Raw genomic sequence first — 16,972 nt, 5'->3', positions numbered from 1 at the left:
GCGGTACTATGTCTCGTAATACTGAAGCAACTGACGATGTCAACACCTGGGCTGGCGGGCACCTTAATTACAAAGAGGGCTTCTTCACCCATCTACAAACCGATGAACTGGCGAAAGGGATCAACGAAGATGTCGTGCGCGCGATTTCGGCAAAACGTAATGAACCCGACTGGATGCTGGAATTTCGCCTGAATGCCTTTAAAGCGTGGCTAACCATGGAAGAGCCGCACTGGCTAAAAGCGCATTACGATAAGCTGAACTACCAGGAGTACAGTTATTACTCTGCGCCGTCCTGCGGTAATTGCGATGAAACCTGCGCGTCTGAGCCGGGCGCGGTGCAGCAAACGGGGGCGAATGCGTTTTTAAGTAAAGAAGTTGAGGACGCATTCGAGCAGCTTGGCGTGCCGGTCCGCGAAGGCAAAGAGGTGGCGGTTGATGCTATTTTTGACTCGGTGTCGGTGGCGACAACTTATCGCGATAAACTGGCGGAACAGGGCATTATTTTCTGTTCGTTTGGTGAGGCGATTCACGATCACCCTGAGCTGGTAAAACAATATCTGGGTACGGTTGTCCCGGGTAATGACAATTTCTTTGCGGCGCTGAATGCGGCGGTGGCCTCCGACGGCACGTTTATTTATGTCCCGAAAGGTGTGCGTTGCCCAATGGAACTGTCGACCTATTTCCGTATAAATGCGGAAAAAACCGGTCAGTTTGAACGCACCATTCTGGTTGCGGATGAGGGCAGTTACGTCAGCTATATCGAAGGCTGTTCAGCCCCGGTACGCGATAGCTACCAACTGCATGCCGCGGTGGTGGAAGTCATCATCCACAAAGATGCCGAAGTGAAATACTCGACGGTACAAAACTGGTTCCCTGGTGACGGTAACACCGGCGGCATTTTGAACTTCGTCACCAAGCGCGCCCTGTGCGAAGGCGAAAACAGCAAAATGTCGTGGACGCAGTCGGAAACCGGCTCGGCCATTACCTGGAAATACCCAAGCTGTATTCTGCGCGGCGACAACTCTATCGGCGAATTCTACTCCGTCGCGCTGACCAGTGGTTATCAGCAGGCCGATACCGGCACCAAGATGATCCACATCGGCAAGAACACCAAATCGACCATTATCTCGAAAGGGATCTCCGCGGGACACAGTCAAAACAGCTATCGCGGCTTAGTGAAGATCATGCCGACCGCAACCAACGCCCGCAACTATACCCAATGCGACTCGATGCTGATTGGCGCGGATTGTGGAGCGCACACCTTCCCGTATGTGGAGTGTCGTAACAACAGCGCCCAGCTTGAGCATGAAGCCACGACCTCGCGCATTGGTGAAGACCAGCTGTTTTACTGTTTGCAGCGCGGCATCAGCGAAGAGGATGCCATTTCGATGATCGTTAATGGTTTCTGTAAAGACGTGTTCTCTGAACTGCCGCTGGAATTTGCCGTTGAAGCGCAAAAACTTCTCGCCATAAGTCTTGAACACAGCGTCGGTTAAAATTTAAGGAAAGCACATGTTAAGCATTAAAAATTTACAGGTCAGTGTGGAAGATAAGACGATCCTGCGTGGGCTGAGCCTGGATATTGGCCCCGGAGAGGTACACGCCATTATGGGGCCGAACGGTTCCGGGAAAAGTACGCTTTCCGCAACGCTCGCCGGGCGCGATGACTACGAAGTCACCGGCGGGACGGTAGAATTTAACGGTAAGGATTTACTGGAACTGTCACCCGAAGACCGGGCCGGTGAAGGGATCTTTATGGCATTTCAGTATCCGGTAGAAATCCCCGGCGTCAGTAATCAATTTTTCCTGCAAACGGCACTGAATGCGGTGCGCAGTTACCGTGGCGAAGAGTCGCTGGACAGGTTTGACTTCCAGGATCTGATGGAAGAGAAAATCGCGTTATTGAAGATGCCGGAAGATTTGCTAACGCGTTCGGTCAACGTTGGTTTCTCCGGTGGCGAGAAAAAGCGTAATGACATTTTGCAAATGGCGGTGCTGGAACCTCAACTGTGCATTCTTGATGAGTCGGATTCCGGGCTGGATATCGACGCGCTGAAAGTCGTTGCGGATGGCGTGAACTCGCTGCGCGACGGGCAACGTTCATTCATTATCGTCACCCACTATCAGCGCATCCTGGATTACATCAAACCCGATTATGTGCACGTTCTCTACCAGGGGCGAATTGTGAAATCCGGCGATTTCACGCTGGTCAAACAACTGGAGGAGCAAGGTTATGGCTGGCTTAGCGAACAGCAGTAACGTGCTGCAACAGTGGCATCATCTGTTTGAAACGCAAAGGGAGACGCGCTCGTACCATGCCCAGCAGCACCTGCAGCAGATGCTGCGTTTGGGACTGCCAACGCGTAAGCATGAGGACTGGAAATACACGCCGCTGGAAGGATTAACCAACAGCCAGTTTGTCAGTCATGTCACTGAGATAACGTCCGCCCAGTGTGAAGCGTTAGCGCCGGCTATTGATGCTGTCCGCCTGGTGTTTGTTGACGGGCAATTCTGTCCAACGCTCAGCGACAGCGTGGAAGGTAGCGGTTTTAACATTACCGTTGATGATGTGCGCCAGTCGCTACCGGCGGCTATCCAACCGGAAGTCTTTCTGCACCTGACCGAAAGCCTCTCCCGCAGCGTAACGCACATTCAGGTGAAGCGTAACCAGCGACCGGCAAAACCGTTGCTGCTGCTGCACATTACCCAGGGGCTGGCGGGTGATGAGGTGAACACGGCGCACTATCGCCACCATCTGGATCTGGCAGAAGGCGCAGAAGCCACCGTCATTGAACACTATGTCAGCCTCAGCGAATATCGCCATTTTACCGGTGCACGATTAACGATGAACGTCGCGGCAAACGCACACTTGCGTCACATCAAACTGGCGTTTGAGAATCCGCTCAGCCACCACTTCGCGCATAATGATATTCAGTTGGGCGCTGATGCCACGGCCGCCAGCCACAGCTTTTTACTCGGTGATGCGGTGTTGCGCCATAACACCAGCACCCAGCTTAACGGCGAAAACACCACGCTTCGGCTTAACAGCCTGGCGATGCCGGTGAAAAATGAAGTCTGCGATACCCGCACCTGGCTTGCGCACAACAAGGGATATTGCAACAGTCGACAACTGCATAAAACGATTGTCAGCGATAAGGGGCGCGCGGTATTCAATGGCCTGATCAACGTCGCTCAGCACGCCATTAAAACCGACGGTCAGATGACCAACAATAATTTGCTGCTCGGAAAACTGGCGGAAGTGGATACCAAGCCGCAGCTTGAAATTTATGCCGACGACGTGAAATGCAGCCACGGGGCGACGGTAGGGCGGATCGACGACGAGCAGATGTTCTATCTGCGTTCGCGCGGGATCGGCCAGCAGGATGCCCAACAAATGATTCTCTATGCGTTTGCCGCTGAGCTGACGGAAGCCCTGGGCGAGGAAACGCTGAAACAACAGGTCCTGGCACGGATCGCCCAACGCTTGCCGGGAGGCGTAGCATGACATTTCCCATTGAAAAAGTGCGGGCTGATTTTCCGGTCCTGACGCGTGAAGTGAACGGTTTACCGTTGGCGTATCTGGATAGCGCCGCCAGCGCGCAAAAGCCTAACCAGGTGATTGATGCCGAAGCCGAGTTTTACCGTCACGGCTATGCCGCGGTCCACCGCGGGATCCATACGTTGAGCGCGCAGGCCACGGAAAAAATGGAGAATGTGCGCAAGCTCGCCTCGCTGTTTATCAACGCCCGTTCAGCTGAAGAACTGGTGTTTGTTCGCGGCACAACGGAAGGTATCAACCTGGTAGCTAACAGCTGGGGCGGCAGCAATGTGCGGGCGGGCGATAACATTATCATCAGCGAAATGGAGCACCACGCCAATATTGTGCCCTGGCAGATGTTGTGCGCCCGCGTAGGTGCAGAACTGCGCGTTATTCCGCTCAATACAGAGGGGACGTTGCAACTGGAAACGTTGCCGACGCTGTTTGACGATCGCACGAAACTGCTGGCGATTACCCATGTGTCTAACGTGCTGGGCACGGAAAACCCATTGGTTGAGATGATTGAGCTGGCGCATCAATACGGCGCGAAAGTGCTGGTGGATGGCGCACAGGCAGTTATGCATCATCAGGTTGATGTGCAGGCGCTGGATTGCGACTTCTATGTTTTCTCTGGGCACAAGCTCTACGGGCCAACCGGTATTGGCGTTCTGTATGCCAGAGAGTCGTTGCTGCAGGAGATGCCGCCGTGGGAAGGCGGAGGGTCGATGATTGCGACGGTGAGCCTGAGCCAGGGGACGACGTGGGCCAAAGCCCCCTGGCGGTTTGAAGCCGGAACGCCAAACACCGGGGGAATTATTGGACTCGGCGCGGCTATTGAATATGTTTCCGCGCTGGGGCTTACTGAAATCAGCGAATATGAACAATTCCTGATGCGCTATGCGCTGGAACAGCTGGCGGATGTGCCGGATTTAACGCTCTACGGGCCGGATAATCGTCTGGGGGTGATTGCGTTTAACCTCGGCAAACATCATGCCTATGATGTCGGAAGTTTTCTTGATAACTATGGCATCGCCGTGCGGACAGGGCATCACTGCGCTATGCCGCTGATGGCCTACTATAACGTTCCTGCGATGTGCCGGGCGTCGATTGCCATGTACAACACCCACGAAGAAGTGGATCGCCTGGTAACGGGCCTCAAGCGTATTCATCACTTACTGGGATAACAGGGAGGCGTTATGGCTGCGCTGCCGGATAAAGAAAAGTTGTTGCGTAATTTTCTGCGTTGCGCTAATTGGGAAGAGAAATACCTGTACATTATTGAACTGGGTCAGCGTTTGCCGGAATTAAACGACGACGATCGTAATACGGAAAATAGCATCCAGGGCTGTCAAAGTCAGGTATGGATTGTCATGCGTCAGAATGCTGAAGGAATTATTGAATTACAGGGCGACAGCGATGCGGCAATTGTGAAAGGGCTTATCGCTGTCGTATTCATTTTATATGACCGCATGACGGCCCAGGATATTGTGAATTTTGATGTGCGTCCGTGGTTTGAAAAAATGGCGCTCGCACAGCATCTCACACCGTCTCGTTCACAAGGGCTGGAGGCGATGATTCGGGCTATTCGCACCAAAGCCGCAACTCTTAGCTAAACTGATAAAACACGTCAATTTCAGCTCGACGTGAAAGAGTGAGGTAGTGCAACGCAGTGACTCGTAGGCCGGATCGGGCGCTCGACGCCGTCCGGCAGGAACGCCAGGGGGGTGAGTATGAAACGCGCGTCTGTTATTACGTTAATGCTAATCGGCGCTTACAGCGCTATTCAGGCCGCATGGGCGGTCGATTATCCTTTGCCTCAGGCGAACAGCCGTCTTGTTGGGCAAAATCAAACCTACACCGTGCAGGAAGGCGATAAAAACCTACAGGCGATTGCCCGTAAGTTTGATACCGCCGCAATGCTGATCCTTGAAGCCAATAATACTATTGCCCCCGTACCTAAACCCGGAACGCTGATTACTATTCCCTCGCAATTACTGCTACCGGATGCACCACGAGAAGGCATTATTGTGAATCTGGCGGAACTGCGTCTGTATTACTTCCCGCCGGGAGAGAATATTGTTCAGGTTTTCCCAATTGGTATCGGTTTGCAGGGGCTGGAAACGCCGGTAATGGAAACCCGGGTTGGGCAGAAAATCCCGAATCCGACCTGGACCCCTACAGCAGGCATCCGTAAACGCTCTTTGGAGCGCGGCATAACATTACCGCCGGTAGTGCCTGCCGGGCCAAATAATCCGTTAGGACGCTTTGCACTGCGTCTGGCGCATGGAAACGGTGAATATCTGATCCATGGCACCAGTGCGCCGGACAGCGTGGGACTGCGCGTAAGTTCTGGGTGTATTCGCATGAACGCGCCGGACATCAAAGCACTGTTTGCTCAGGTCCGGACAGGAACGCCGGTTCGGGTGATTAATGAGCCGATAAAATATTCGATAGAGCCGAACGGAATGCGCTATGTCGAGGTGCATCGACCGCTGTCGCCGGAGGAGGAGCAAAACGTCCAGACCATGCCGTATGTGCTGCCAGCCGGTTTTACCCAGTTTAAAGACAATAAAGCCGTGGATAATAGTTTGGTGGAAAGAGCCTTGTATCGTCGTGCCGGCTATCCGGTCACCGTAACGGCCGGGCAAGCGTCGGTCGTAAGCAATGGCGCGGAAGTGAAGTCTGCACAGAATGGCGTGCCGGGAGAGGATGCAGAGGTGCGTGCTACGCAATAACAGGGAAGGGAAATTCAGAGCAAAAAAAATGGCGCACAATGTGCGCCATTTTTATTACACAGATACTATTACTTGCGGTATTTAGTAGCTGCGTTGTCCAGACGCTGGTTAGCGCGAGCTGCGTCATCTTTAGCAGCCTGAACGTCGGAACGCATTGCGTTCACGTCGTTGCTCAGCTGGTCAACTTTAGCGTTCAGAGTCTGAACGTCAGAAGACAGCTGATCGATTTTAGCGTTGCTGGAGCAACCTGCCAGCAGAGTAGAACCCAGGATTACCGCGCCCAGTACCAGTTTAGTACGATTCATTATTAATACCCTCTAGATTGAGTTAATCTCCATGTAGCGTTACAAGTATTACACAAAGTTTTTTATGTTGAGAATATTTTTTTGATGGGAATGCACTTATTTTTGATCGTTCGCTCAAAGAAGCATCGAATTGTGCAAAAACGGCTAAAAACCCGAGTGAAAACAGAAAGCTTCCATCGGATTCATCTTAGATAATCACGGATTAGATAGTGAAATCCGATTTGATTTTTTATTAATTGTAGCTATCGATAAAATAAAAAAAGCGCCACCAGGGCGCTTTTTTAAGCAAATTAATTCGCGTTGGAATTATTACAGCACGTGAACGGATGCCGTGTTGGTCGTGCCGCTCGGAACCAGTGCACCGGAAACCATCACCACAACGTCACCTTTCTGAGCCAGACCGCTTTCCAGAGCGACTTCTTTACCCAGACGATAGAAATCATCGGTAGAGCTGATTTCTTTAACTACCTGTGCAACAACGCCTTTGCTCAGCACCAGCTGACGCGCGGTAGTTTCGTTGGTGGTCAGCGCCAGGATAGTGGCATCCGGGAAATATTTACGTACTGCGCGAGCAGATTTACCGCCCTGGGTTGCTACAACGATCAGCGGAGCATCCAGTTTTTCTGCAGTTTCAACTGCGCCACGGCAAACGGCTTCGGTGATGCGCAGTTTGCGGCTGTCGTTGTTGAAGTCCAGACGGCTGGTCATCACGCGGTCGGTACGCTCACAAATGGTTGCCATGATGGTGACGGCTTCCAGCGGGTATTTACCTTTTGCAGACTCGCCAGACAGCATTACTGCATCGGTACCGTCGAGGATGGCGTTCGCTACGTCACCGGCTTCAGCGCGGGTCGGACGCGGGTTTTTGATCATAGAGTCCAGCATCTGGGTCGCAGTGATAACGACTTTACGTGCACGGATACATTTTTCGATGATCATCTTCTGCGCGAAGATAACTTCTTCAACCGGGATCTCAACGCCCATGTCGCCACGAGCAACCATGATGCCGTCAGATGCTTCGAGGATTTCGTCGAAGTTGTTCAGGCCTTCCTGGTTTTCGATTTTGGAGATGATCTGGATGTTTTCGCCGCCGTGCGCTTTCAGGTGCTCACGGATTTCAACGACGTCAGAACGTTTACGGATAAAGGATGCTGCAACGAAGTCAACGCCTTGCTCGCAACCGAAGATCAGGTCCTGTTTGTCTTTTTCAGCCAGTGCTGGCAGCGCGATGGAAACGCCCGGCAGGTTAACGCCTTTGTTTTCGCCCAGGTCGCCGTTGTTCAGCACTTTACAGATAACTTTGTTACCTTCGATAGCGGTAACTTCCATGCCGATCAGACCATCGTCAACCAGAACGGTATTGCCGACGGACAGATCTTTAGTGAAGCCTTCATAAGTAACAGCAACGATTTCGTTGTTGCCGACAACGGATTTGTCGGTGGTGAAGGTGAAGGTCTGGCCCGCTTTCAGGGAAACGTCGTTACCGCCTTCCAGTTTGATGGTACGGATTTCCGGACCTTTGGTGTCGAGCAGGATTGCGGCTTTCTTGCCGGTTTTGCTCATGACGTTGCGCAAATTCTTGATGCGCTGACCGTGTTCTTCATAGTCCCCGTGGGAGAAGTTCAGACGCATGACGTTCATGCCCGCGTCCAGCATTTTGGTTAACATCTCTTCGGATTCGGTTTTCGGACCGATGGTGCAAACAATTTTCGTCTTTTTCATGACAGTCTTAGTCTTTAAGTTGAGAAGGATATGGAAATCTGGCTCCCGCCGCGCACGGACGGGAAGCTAAACCTGAGTTACGAAAGTTGTGATGCCTCGCACTAAGGATAGGTGACATCGAAAGAGCGTGCAGAGGAATGTGTGCTTGTGTTTCAGCCCAACGGGATGGTGAGTTTTGTAGTCGTTGAGTTTTACAGGTCAATGTGCTGAAACCATTCAAGAGACAATTGGCGCGCATTATACGCTGAAAATTATCAAAAAGGAAAATGGAAACAGCGTTTCAAAACACTTCTGTGCAGTTTTACAGAAAATATTCATTAATTTGTTTCCAGGTATGGATAAAGAGGTTATTCGCAGCAGCATTTGTTGCGCAACAAGGTGTAATTGTCATCCCAATGCCGTTCAGCTAACACCTAAGTTTCAGAAAGCATCAACATGTGTTGGCGGAGGTAATGAACATCCCATCGCAGAGAAAGGGTTCCGTTCACCTCATGTTCATCGTTTCTCTGAAACACGATTCCAGTGAACGTGTTAAGGGTACTATCGCCGTACCCTTAACAATCCCGGCTCCCGGCGGGAAAATTGCCGCTCCGCGGTCCCCTCCGTTTATTCCTCCTGGCTACCGGGCCGGGCGCGAGGTAGCCTCCCTGCAAAACGCGCCCTGAACCCGCATCCCTGCGGGTTCTCCCGGCCTTACGGAAACACGTCGGCAATTTTCAGCCGGACCAGCCCACACCTGACCACCTGCGTTTTTTATCTGAACAGCAAAACAGAGTTAACTGGAAGTCAGAGCGTTGCAGCGATGACCCCGGTCCGGCTGAAAATCGATGAGGCGTTGACGGCTGACCGGGTCTGCCCGCAGGGTTGCAAGGGAGGCGGCGGTGAGCCTCTCTTGCACGTTCACGGGTATCTGAGCCTCATAGAATTGATACCACTGAGGTGAACGGAACCCTGAGCCGAAATCATATGTTCTCCATAATGCTTAACTGACAAGCATTACATCCCAATCCCTGACTTTTTGTGTATAACGCCGACCAAACCAACATATTTCTAAAAGTTATATCAAATGCGTTTTAATTCATTTTAAAAGCCAATCTCACTGATTAAACTCGTTTGGACATCCATACTGCTAAACAGCCAAAAGCGCTAGCAGCAGAACAATAAGCAGCAGCGGATACCTAAACGACATGATTGTCCTGAAAAATATTTCGAAAGTGTTTACGCCAGGCAGGCTTGCCATTACCGCTGTCGATAACGTCAACCTGACGGTTGAACAGGGACAGATTTACGGAATTATTGGTTACAGCGGGGCGGGGAAAAGCACCTTAATACGCTTACTTAATGGTCTGGAAAAACCGACTTCAGGCAGCGTAACGATTAACGGCCACGATATCTCTGCCGCCCGTGGGGAATCTTTACGTCAGGCGCGACTGAAAATCAGCATGGTGTTTCAACACTTCAATTTGCTGTGGTCACGAACGGTTAGTGAAAATATTGCGTTCTCTATGCAAATTGCTGGAGCGCCAAAAGCATCAATTAAAGCGCGAGTTGCTGAACTGATTTCGCTGGTGGGGCTGAGCGGTCGTGAAAATGCGTATCCGTCTCAGCTGAGCGGTGGGCAAAAACAGCGGGTAGGAATTGCCCGTGCGTTGGCGAACAACCCTGACGTTCTGCTGTGTGACGAAGCCACCTCGGCGCTGGATCCGCAAACTACCGATCAGATCCTCGATTTGCTGCTCGATATTAATCACCGCTTCAAATTAACCATTGTGCTGATCACGCATGAAATGCACGTGGTACGCAAAATCTGCGATCGCGTCGCGGTAATGGAAAACGGCAGGGTCGTTGAGGAAGGCGACGTGCTCAACGTCTTTACCCATCCCCAACAGCCGATCACCCGACAGTTCGTTCGTCAGGTGAGTCAGTACACCGAGGAAGATGAGTTTAACCCACAGTTGGCCAGCGAGCTGGGCGGTGTGGTGATCAAGCTAACGTTTACCGGGCAACGTACGCATCGGCCGGTGGTTGGCGAATTGACCCTGCGCTATGGCCTGCCGTTTAACATTTTACACGGCAAGATGACGCAAACCGCGCACGGTGTGTTTGGTCAGCTTTGGGTGCACGTTGTGGCTTCTGAGGAACAATTGAACAATATTTTGGCCGATCTGCGCCAGAGCGACATTGAAGGCGAGGTGATCAACCATGGCTGAAGAACTGTTTCCTCATCTGAAGTGGGAACAACTGCTGGCAGCAACCCAGGAAACGCTCTACATGACGGTTCTTTCTGGCGCGGCGACCTTTGTCCTGGGCGTTGCACTTGGTCTGGCGCTGTTCCTGACCGCACGCGGCGGACTGTTTCACAATCGCGCGGTGTATAGCGTTATTTCGCTGGTGGTGAATATCTTTCGTTCCATCCCGTTCATCATTCTGATCGTGCTGCTGATCCCGTTTACCAAAGCGATGGTTGGCACCATTCTCGGCGCTAATGCCGCGTTGCCTGCGCTGATTGTAGGGGCCGCACCGTTTTATGCGCGTCTGGTCGAAATTGCCCTGCGTGAAGTCGACAAAGGGGTTATTGAGGCGACGCGTTCGATGGGCGCACGGCTAAGCACGCTTATTTTTCGGGTTTTACTGCCGGAATCCTCTCCTGCTCTGGTGTCCGGGATCACCGTGACACTGATTGCGCTGGTCAGCTACAGCGCGATGGCAGGGGTGATTGGCGCCGGTGGTTTAGGGAATTTGGCCTATCTGGAAGGATTCCAGCGCAACCACAGCGACGTCACGCTGGTGGCGACGGTGACGATTTTGCTCATTGTCTTCATCATCCAGCTTTGCGGCGATGTGATCACCTCTCTGTTAGATAAACGCTAATAAAATACGGAAACCATTATCATGAAAAAATCACTGACGTTACTCGCCGCAGCAACCTTAAGCGCCCTGAGCTTTGCCTCCTGGGCTGATACTCTGACCGTTGGCGCCTCAAACGTGCCGCACGCGGAGATCCTTGAGCAGGCTAAGCCTATTCTGGCGAAGCAGGGGATCGATTTAGAGATTAAGCCGTTCCAGGATTACATTCTGCCCAACACCGCGCTGGCTGGCCGTGAGATTGACGCTAACTACTTCCAGCATATTCCGTACCTGAACAGCGTGATTAAAGATCATGCGGGCGATAAAACCTATGATTTCGTCAGCGCCGGAGCGATTCACATCGAGCCAATTGGGATCTATTCGAAAAAAGTGAAATCGCTTAAAGATCTGCCGGAAGGCGGCAAGGTCATCATGCGCGATGCGGTATCTGAAGAAGGCCGTATTCTGTCGATTTTCGAAAAAGAGGGCGTAATCAAGCTGAAGCCGGGCGTGGATAAAGTCACCGCGCGCATTAGCGATATCGTCGAGAACCCGAAAAAACTGAAGTTCCTGCCTAACGTGGAAGCCGCGCTGTTACCGCAGATGTATAACAATGACGAAGGCGATGCGGTGGTAATTAACGCCAACTACGCCATCGACGCCGGGCTGGATCCGGTAAAAGATCCTATCGCCGTCGAAAGTGGTGAAAACAACCCGTATGCCAACATCATTACCGTGCATCGTGGCGACGAGAAGAAAAAAGATATCGTGGCGCTGGTTGATGTCCTGCACTCAAAAGAGATCCAGGACTGGATCCGCACCAAATATAAAGGTGCGGTGATCCCGGTAAATAACTGATCCGCTGACTTTGCCTTATCCGGCCTACGAGGTTCTGTAGGCCGGATAAAACGCGTTGGTGTGGCCATCCGGCGCTAGAGTTTCACTCGCTCAATCCTCGCTGGTAAACCCTGGCGCACCGCTGCACCTGACACCCAGTCAAGCCAGGTATTGGCTACCTGCCGGGTAGGATCCGCAAAGCCCAAATCGTTGAGATTAATCCCCGACCTTATTTGTGCGTCAAACGCCATCGGCTTGCCGTCGAGCGTATGCTGCGCCGCGCCCATTTCTTTATGCCCATAACCGTGTTCAATGGCGATCACGCCCGGCATCACGCCATTAAGCAGGCTTATCTGCGCCTGCGCCTGACCGCCAGGCGTGGTGATACGCACCATATCGCCATGCGCTAAACCATACCGTTGACCATCCTGCGGATTAAGCGCCACCAGATTAACCGGCTTCAGATGATGCAAACGAGGGATCACCGCCGTGGCGCTGGACATGGTATTGGATTTAAAAGAAATCAGTTTCAGCGGCCACTCTTGTTCCGGGAACAACTCCTCGACCGCACGCCCATCTGACAGGCGTGAAGGATACCAGGCCGGGCAGCCGCTGTAGCGCTCGCCGGTAATTGCATGGCGGTGCGCGGCGACGTCCGCATTCCAGATTTGTAGCGGTTTTTCCCACGCATTGCCTATCCGATTCTCAACCCGCCCGCTGTTGTCTGGCGCAAAACGCCCACCGCGGGAGTAGATAAACGCCACCCGGCTGATTTCATCGGCTTTCAGCGTTTGGGTCATCACCGGCACGATCCGCTGTACCCCAGTCAGCGCCAGGTCTTCCGGTTGCGCTTCTGCGACCGGTGCTTTGCCCATAAACGCAATATTGGCGGCGAGTCGCAGGTAGTAATCTTCCGCACGATTCAACGGATAGTGATTGCCCTGCGGATCGGTAATCGCATTGTCACCAAATCCGGGGAGCCCGATACGTTTTGCCACTGCGATACAGAAAGATTCCATCGAGGCGGGTTGACCATCAGCGGTACTGCTGGTTGCCGCTGTCACTACCGGCCAACGCGCGGTGGTGGCTTTACTGGCAACGCCGGCCCACGGGGCGCTGAATCCCCAACTTTCGAAGTTGTGGGTATCCGGAACGATGTAATCAGCCAGCGCCGTGGTTTCGTTCATAAAGGCGTCAATAGCGATAAACAGCGGCAGACGCGCAGGATCCTTGAGCTTTTCTTCCGCCACGCCGCGCAACCCTGCGATGCCGTAGAACGGGTTGGTCATGTTTGAGATCCAGGCTTTCAGCGGATAAGGGTAGCCTTCCAGCGCCGAGACGAGGAGTTCGGTAAGCTGGCCTGCGACAAACGGATACCACGGGGCTTTGGCCGGGAAGGGCGATTGTCCGGCCGCCACCTTATTGCGATACTCTTCGGAAGACTCATAAGCAGTTTTACTGCGCGCGATGCTTAATCCTTTTGGTTTTACCTTCCCGGCGAAGCTGTCCATGTTGTAGCGCGGACCGTCGGTGGCGCCATTGAACTTGCCGCCGCCGACAAATACGCCGCCTTCAAGACTGAGATTGCCAATCAGCGCATTGAGCATCATCACCGCCCAGGCGTTATAAAATCCATTGCCTGCCATCATTCCACCGTGCGTAATCACCGCCGCCTGGCGGCCATGGCGGGTAAACGCGTCGGCCAGGGCGCCAATGTCAGCTTCAGACACGCCGCATTGCTGGCTGTACTGCGTCAGCGTTAGTTTCCCGGCGGACTCTTTCAGACACTGGAAGCTGCTTTTTACCGTCACCGTCTGACCGTCTGCCAGCGTGACCTGGCGGGTGACGAACAGCTGCGCGCGTGGGCAACTGCTGGCGGCGACAATTTCGCCGGCCTCGTTAATGACCACCGGCTCCTGGGCGGCGTTTGCACTCAAGTGCGCGAGGGTTAAATGCTGTCCGGCAAGGGTTGGAAGCTCATCGGTAATCACCAGATGCGTGGCGTTAGTCCAGCTTTTTTCTCCGGCCTGCTGCATGGCCTGTACGCCGGGAATGGTGAGATAATCGGCGTTATAACGCTGTTTTTCGATAATCCAACGGATCATCCCCATCGCCAGTGCGGAGTCACTTCCCGGACGTACAGGCTGCCAGTGGCCGCGATTGTCAGCCTGCACCGTGGTCAATGGCAGGGCCGGTGCTACCACCACATAACGGAAGTCGTCGCGTAAACGGGCGCTGGCCAGTTGGCGAGCCTGGCGCTTAAACGGATTACCGGATTGCGCCGGAGACGTTCCCATAAATAGCGCGAATTTGACGTTGTCCCAGTCGGGCTTCACGTGGGTATTTTTATCCAGATCGCCCATTAACGCACCGGAACCGGCCCGGTATGCCAGACCACAGTAAGCGCCATGAGCGCCGAAGTTTTTACTGCCAAAACTATTTAATGCAAAGCGGCGCAAAAATGTATCACGTCCTTCATCGCTGGTATTGGTGACCAGCAGTTGATTGGATTTAGGGCCAAAGCCGGGATGCCTGGCATCAAGCGGTGTGTTGGTGTCATGGATTGCCCGCAAGCCGTCAACGTGGCCTTCACCAAACAAGTCGCCGCCTTCCACCACCTCTTTGATCAGCTGTTCGAAGCTGATGCGCTGCCATTTTCCCTCACCGCGTTTGCCGACACGTTTCATGGGCTGGAGAATGCGTAACGGGCTGTATAAACCTTCAAGTAAGGTTGCGCCACGGGCGCAGGCCGTGGAACGCGCGTCAAGACCCGTTTCGCCCGCCAGTTGTTCCATTGCGGTGGCAAAGGGGACGGAGGCGTCAATATGGTGCTCGTGAGACAATGGGTGATAGGGGTTGCCTGCAATGCGCAACACCTTGCCTTGTTCGCTGTCAACGCGCACCCGCACGCCACACTGCGTCCAGCAGCCGAAGCACTGCGTCATGGAGATAACCTGCTGCGGGTTCTGCTGCCAGCGCGGCTGGGCATTGGCTTCGGGGATGAGGGCGTTACCAAAGATGCGGTCTCGGGTAATTTTGCCCGAGGAGCCGTCCAGCAAACCGTCTATCGCGCGCTTTGCCACATCCCGATAACTCAGGCCAAAAGTCACCATGCCACCTACGGCAAGGCCTACTTTAAGCCACTGACGACGGGTTAAATTAGCCATGTTGCATTCTCCTTGCGATCGCGTTCAGGGCTTCACGAACAATAATGATCAGTGCTATCCACAGGCCGAAGGTGCCCACAATGGCCAGCCAGCCATCGGTACCACCGGGCAGGGTGTAAGGATTAAACAGCGCGTTAAATTTCGGGATGGTCTGCACCTGGATAAGTAACGTCCAGCGTATCAGCCAGCACAGCGCCATCGCGCTAAATGCAAGTAATATGCGCAGCGGCAGCGATAAGGGGTTACGTAGCACCAGCCCGCACAGGACAAGCGAAACAAGCCATAGCGCAACCCAACCGATGGCGTAGTGTCGTGCTAACGGGGCAACGTTCAGCCATTGGCGAATAGCCGAACCGGAAAGCGTATTGCCGCTCACCCATATCACCACGACCAAAGCCAGTACCATCAGGGTGACTGTCTGCCCCCACGCCAGTTTGCGGGTCAATGTTCCCTCGCGTTTTGTCGCGGCGATGAGCAAGGCGAGAAACGTTTGCAGCGCGCTGAGGAACATCGCAACCGGAAAGGCGTAGCTGAACCAGACAGGACGCGCCTGCACGACCGACACTTCGCGGCCGGTGTATACCAGCAACCCGATGGCTGACAAGGCGCTACCTATCGCCAGCCACTTAGTGACACTGTAACTTTTAAGCGTTAGCCGTTTAACATGCTGCGCCAGAAACCACAGACCTAAGAAGCCGGTAAAGAGCGGTAAAAACAGCGCGCCCCAGGGCATCCAGGACCACGGCGTCGGCCAGGCGTAGAAATGCCAGACGCGGGCGGTTTGGTGTAAGTCAGCGGTCAGCGCCAGCGGCGCGGTAATCGCGCAGGTCAGGGCGATTAACAGCGTCAGGTTTTCCAGTTCCGGCATCTCTTGTTTACGCCAGTGAAGCACGCAGGCGAACAGCGCGGCGCAGGCGGCAATGCCGATGAAAAAGAAATATTGTACGGCCCAGGGTAACCAGCTTACGTCCTGGGGATGGGCCAGAACCTCTTCAATAACCAGTGAATGGTTCATTTAAACCTCCTGCCAGAGAGCGGGTTGAGCACGTCCCATCAACGGGGTTACAAACGCTTCGTCCAGACCCAGATAGAACACGTGCGGTGATGTCCCGTTTTCCGGTTTCAGGACTTTGATGGCGTCATGGTGTTCACGCAGCATTTGAGAAATCCGGCTGTGCGGATCTTTGATATCGCCTATGATGCGCGCGCCGCCGACGCAGGATTCCACGCAGGCCGGGAGCAAGCCAGCTTCGAGGCGATGAACGCAAAAGGTACATTTATCGGCGGTTTGTGTTTCATGGTTGATGAACCGCGCATCATAAGGGCAGGCCTGCACGCAGTAGGCGCAGCCCACGCAGCGCGTGTTGTCGACCACCACAATGCCGTCTTCGCGTTGGAAGGTAGCCTGTACCGGGCAAACGGGCACGCAGGGAGGATTATCACAATGGTTGCACAGCCGCGGCAGCAGGACGTTGGTGACGCTCTGCTGACCTTCAATCTGCACCTGGTACTGGTTAACGAGGGTGCGAAATTCACCCTGCGGCGTCTGGTTTTCAATGGCGCAACTGACAGTACAGGCCTGGCAGCCGATACAGCGTCGCAGGTCAACCAGCATGGCGTAGCGATGCTGAAGTGAGCCTTCATGGCGTTCAGGCGAGAAGGGAAATTGCGCCTGAGCCAAGGGTACCAGTGATGCGCCAGCGGTCAGGGCGCCCAGTTGCTGGAGAAACTGCCGTTTACTGCTGTCCATATTTTCTCCCGTCACGATGCAACAACGAAACATTGGTCACGCCGTTGGTTTGCGTGTGATGAATAAAGAAT

14 protein-coding genes are annotated in these 16,972 nt (G+C 53.6%); 9 read left to right on the top strand and 5 right to left on the bottom strand.

The genetic code is table 11. The features are described 5' to 3' along the window. Positions 1 to 8 precede the first annotated feature (8 nt). From sufB to HV243_RS13825, 6 genes are all read left to right on the top strand, one after another. The gene (gene sufB / locus HV243_RS13850; RefSeq protein WP_016152906.1) at positions 9 to 1,496 is read left to right on the top strand and encodes a Fe-S cluster assembly protein SufB; all 1,488 of its coding nucleotides are present in this window, start codon (positions 9 to 11) and stop codon (positions 1,494 to 1,496) included. Between the two features lie 16 nt (positions 1,497 to 1,512). Beyond that, positions 1,513 to 2,259: a Fe-S cluster assembly ATPase SufC gene (sufC, locus tag HV243_RS13845; protein WP_053390137.1), complete on the top strand. Its 747-nt coding sequence runs from the start codon at positions 1,513 to 1,515 to the stop codon at positions 2,257 to 2,259. Next, positions 2,234 to 3,505: a Fe-S cluster assembly protein SufD gene (sufD, locus tag HV243_RS13840; RefSeq protein WP_053390138.1), complete on the top strand. Its 1,272-nt coding sequence runs from the start codon at positions 2,234 to 2,236 to the stop codon at positions 3,503 to 3,505. The genes sufC and sufD overlap by 26 nt, the downstream gene beginning before the upstream one ends. Beyond that, the gene (gene sufS / locus HV243_RS13835) at positions 3,502 to 4,722 is read left to right on the top strand and encodes a cysteine desulfurase SufS (protein WP_016156370.1); all 1,221 of its coding nucleotides are present in this window, start codon (positions 3,502 to 3,504) and stop codon (positions 4,720 to 4,722) included. Before sufD ends, sufS begins: the two co-directional genes overlap by 4 nt. A 12-nt stretch (positions 4,723 to 4,734) precedes the next feature. Next, positions 4,735 to 5,151: a cysteine desulfuration protein SufE gene (gene sufE / locus HV243_RS13830; protein ID WP_016152910.1), complete on the top strand. Its 417-nt coding sequence runs from the start codon at positions 4,735 to 4,737 to the stop codon at positions 5,149 to 5,151. Between the two features lie 117 nt (positions 5,152 to 5,268). Then, complete coding sequence (locus HV243_RS13825; RefSeq protein WP_016152911.1) at positions 5,269 to 6,273, top strand: L,D-transpeptidase family protein; 1,005 nt, start codon at positions 5,269 to 5,271, stop codon at positions 6,271 to 6,273. Between the two features lie 68 nt (positions 6,274 to 6,341). Here the strand turns inward: HV243_RS13825 and lpp are convergent, their stop codons facing one another. Together lpp and pykF are read right to left on the bottom strand one after the other, a co-directional pair. Then, entirely contained in the window at positions 6,342 to 6,578 is a 237-nt protein-coding gene (lpp, locus tag HV243_RS13820) for a murein lipoprotein Lpp (protein ID WP_003029373.1), read from the bottom strand. A 309-nt stretch (positions 6,579 to 6,887) separates the two neighbouring features. Further along, positions 6,888 to 8,300, bottom strand: coding sequence for a pyruvate kinase PykF (gene pykF, locus HV243_RS13815; protein ID WP_016152912.1), 1,413 nt, complete (start codon positions 8,298 to 8,300; stop codon positions 6,888 to 6,890). Between the two features lie 1,187 nt (positions 8,301 to 9,487). On the opposite strand from pykF, the gene HV243_RS13810 reads away from it, so the two are divergent. Genes HV243_RS13810 through HV243_RS13800 form a run of 3 tightly spaced genes read left to right on the top strand, consistent with a single transcriptional unit; the run spans position 9,488 to position 12,005 of the window. After that, positions 9,488 to 10,510, top strand: a complete 1,023-nt coding sequence (locus tag HV243_RS13810) for an ATP-binding cassette domain-containing protein (RefSeq protein WP_053389342.1) — start codon at positions 9,488 to 9,490, stop codon at positions 10,508 to 10,510. Then, a complete protein-coding gene (locus HV243_RS13805) occupies positions 10,503 to 11,171 on the top strand; it encodes a methionine ABC transporter permease (RefSeq protein WP_016152914.1) in 669 nt (222 codons plus the stop codon). Before HV243_RS13810 ends, HV243_RS13805 begins: the two co-directional genes overlap by 8 nt. Before the next feature lie 21 nt (positions 11,172 to 11,192). Next, positions 11,193 to 12,005 carry a MetQ/NlpA family ABC transporter substrate-binding protein gene (locus HV243_RS13800; protein ID WP_003029358.1) on the top strand — a complete coding sequence of 271 codons (813 nt, stop codon included), beginning with the start codon at positions 11,193 to 11,195 and terminating at the stop codon, positions 12,003 to 12,005. A gap of 74 nt (positions 12,006 to 12,079) precedes the next feature. Here HV243_RS13800 and ttrA read toward each other — a convergent pair whose 3' ends face one another. The 3 genes from ttrA to ttrB are packed head-to-tail and all read right to left on the bottom strand — an operon-like array spanning position 12,080 to position 16,901. Further along, positions 12,080 to 15,151: a tetrathionate reductase subunit TtrA gene (ttrA, locus tag HV243_RS13795; protein WP_053389343.1), complete on the bottom strand. Its 3,072-nt coding sequence runs from the start codon at positions 15,149 to 15,151 to the stop codon at positions 12,080 to 12,082. Continuing rightward, a complete protein-coding gene (gene ttrC / locus HV243_RS13790; RefSeq protein ID WP_053389344.1) occupies positions 15,144 to 16,166 on the bottom strand; it encodes a tetrathionate reductase subunit TtrC in 1,023 nt (340 codons plus the stop codon). The genes ttrA and ttrC overlap by 8 nt, the downstream gene beginning before the upstream one ends. Beyond that, a complete protein-coding gene (gene ttrB, locus HV243_RS13785) occupies positions 16,167 to 16,901 on the bottom strand; it encodes a tetrathionate reductase subunit TtrB (protein WP_053389345.1) in 735 nt (244 codons plus the stop codon). It abuts the gene before it with no gap. Between the last annotated feature and the right edge of the window lie 71 nt (positions 16,902 to 16,972).

This window comes from Citrobacter sp. RHBSTW-00599 (assembly GCF_013784065.1).
Lineage (GTDB): Bacteria > Pseudomonadota > Gammaproteobacteria > Enterobacterales > Enterobacteriaceae > Citrobacter > Citrobacter braakii.
Note: the sequence above shows the minus strand (reverse complement) of the source record. Positions and strands in the feature narration are given on the sequence as shown.

Excerpts from the sequence above, each read along its gene's own strand:
- pykF (WP_016152912.1), bottom strand. The coding sequence starts at position 8,300 with ATGAAAAAGACGAAAATTGTTTGCACCATCGGTCCGAAAACCGAATCC.
- sufC (WP_053390137.1), top strand. The coding sequence starts at position 1,513 with ATGTTAAGCATTAAAAATTTACAGGTCAGTGTGGAAGATAAGACGATC.
- ttrA (WP_053389343.1), bottom strand. The coding sequence starts at position 15,151 with ATGGCTAATTTAACCCGTCGTCAGTGGCTTAAAGTAGGCCTTGCCGTA.
- lpp (WP_003029373.1), bottom strand. The coding sequence starts at position 6,578 with ATGAATCGTACTAAACTGGTACTGGGCGCGGTAATCCTGGGTTCTACT.
- HV243_RS13825 (WP_016152911.1), top strand. The coding sequence starts at position 5,269 with ATGAAACGCGCGTCTGTTATTACGTTAATGCTAATCGGCGCTTACAGC.
- sufE (WP_016152910.1), top strand. The coding sequence starts at position 4,735 with ATGGCTGCGCTGCCGGATAAAGAAAAGTTGTTGCGTAATTTTCTGCGT.
- sufD (WP_053390138.1), top strand. The coding sequence starts at position 2,234 with ATGGCTGGCTTAGCGAACAGCAGTAACGTGCTGCAACAGTGGCATCAT.
- HV243_RS13805 (WP_016152914.1), top strand. The coding sequence starts at position 10,503 with ATGGCTGAAGAACTGTTTCCTCATCTGAAGTGGGAACAACTGCTGGCA.
- HV243_RS13800 (WP_003029358.1), top strand. The coding sequence starts at position 11,193 with ATGAAAAAATCACTGACGTTACTCGCCGCAGCAACCTTAAGCGCCCTG.
- sufB (WP_016152906.1), top strand. The coding sequence starts at position 9 with ATGTCTCGTAATACTGAAGCAACTGACGATGTCAACACCTGGGCTGGC.
- ttrB (WP_053389345.1), bottom strand. The coding sequence starts at position 16,901 with ATGGACAGCAGTAAACGGCAGTTTCTCCAGCAACTGGGCGCCCTGACC.
- HV243_RS13810 (WP_053389342.1), top strand. The coding sequence starts at position 9,488 with ATGATTGTCCTGAAAAATATTTCGAAAGTGTTTACGCCAGGCAGGCTT.
- ttrC (WP_053389344.1), bottom strand. The coding sequence starts at position 16,166 with ATGAACCATTCACTGGTTATTGAAGAGGTTCTGGCCCATCCCCAGGAC.
- sufS (WP_016156370.1), top strand. The coding sequence starts at position 3,502 with ATGACATTTCCCATTGAAAAAGTGCGGGCTGATTTTCCGGTCCTGACG.